At 47.4% G+C, this 1434-nt stretch carries 1 protein-coding gene; it reads right to left on the bottom strand.

The genetic code is table 11. From position 1 onward, the window contains the following. Positions 1-297: 297 nt before the first annotated feature. Positions 298-1341: an IS110 family RNA-guided transposase gene (locus DFR42_RS28910; RefSeq protein ID WP_110258535.1), complete on the bottom strand. Its 1044-nt coding sequence runs from the start codon at positions 1339-1341 to the stop codon at positions 298-300. Positions 1342-1434: the final 93 nt, after the last annotated feature.

Raw genomic sequence — 1434 nt, 5'->3', positions numbered from 1 at the left:
AATGCGTATATGGACTCCTCAGGAATTGCAAGTTTTTGTTGTTTCGGCTTAAGTTCAACTGCTCGCGTATATCCGGCTTCTCAATTGGGTACCGTCGCACCCGAGCCATAATGGAATCTGCGCGCTTGTTCCAAATCGCCCTAGCGGCTTTCTCCTTTACAAGTGAGGGAGCCTATGCATTGTGCTGGTGTTTCAAGCGCCGGTCTGACCTGTTTGCCATCACTTCAAAAAATCGCAATTGTGCTACTGAGTAAAACACGTTTTCACTTCAATTCAAGCTACGGACTTCTCTTCCCTTCACTTTGCTTCATGACTTGCTATTACTCCTCCACTCCCACGATATGCTTCTTTCCTGCTTAATACTGCCCAGGCAATCCGCGCATTTTTATTCGCCAGCGCAACTGTGGCGATATTTCGATTACGTCGCTTGACTAGCTGGTTTACCCATACGCTACGCTTGTCTTCTTTGTGTTCGCAATGATTGAGCACTGCACGTGCTCCATGTATCAATAAGGTACGTAAATACGTGTCGCCACGCTTACTGATATGTCCCAGCCTTTCTTTGCCACCACTCGAATGTTGATCAGGTACCAAACCCAACCATGCTGCCATATCTCGCCCACTGGCAAAGTGGGTGGCATCTCCCACCGCTGCCACTAAGGCACTGGCACTGATGGGCCCTATTCCTTCGATGTCCATCAGGCGCTTCATGCGCTCGTCTTCTTTGACTGCTGCTTTTAAGCGTTGTTCATGTTGAACAAGGCAATCATCTATTTGTCGTAACTCGCTGGCGAGCTCTGCTAACAATACTTTCAATCTCGCATTTAACTGTAGCTCTTTATCTTCCAGCAAGACCGGCAAGGCTTGCCGAATCTGGCTTATGCCTGGTGCAATGACGATGCCAAACTCACTGAGCAAACCACGTATCTCATTGCTTAATGCCGTCCTTGCCCTTACCAGGCGACTGCGAATCCGGTGTTCTGCCTGCGCGACTTGTTGCTCAACACTTTTGATCGCCACAAAGCGCATGTTGGCTCTGCTTACCGCCTCACAAATCGCTTCTGCATCATTGGCATCGTTTTTTCCTCCTTTGACAAAGGGCTTTACAAACTGCGCTGGTATCAGTTTCACCTGATGACCTAGCTGACTTAACTCCCGCGCCCAATAATGAGATGATCCACACGCTTCTATTCCTATTAAGCATGGTGCTATATTCTTGAAAAATTCGAGCACTTGTGCACGGCGTAGTTGCTTACGAACAAGCACCTTTTCAAACCGGTCTACACCGTGAATTTGAAAAACTTGTTTTGCTATATCCATCCCAATTCGTTTAATATTCATTTGGACTTCTCCTCTGTGAACTGAATCGTTTCATCACTCTTCAGTTTGGCACATTTGATGCCGTAAGGGGAGGAGTCCATTCCATTGCCCTAC

Origin of the sequence: Undibacterium pigrum, from assembly GCF_003201815.1 — a bacterium.
Taxonomy (GTDB): domain Bacteria; phylum Pseudomonadota; class Gammaproteobacteria; order Burkholderiales; family Burkholderiaceae_D; genus Undibacterium; species Undibacterium pigrum.
The sequence above is the reverse complement of the archived record's forward strand: the minus strand, read 5'-3'. Positions and strand labels throughout refer to the sequence as shown.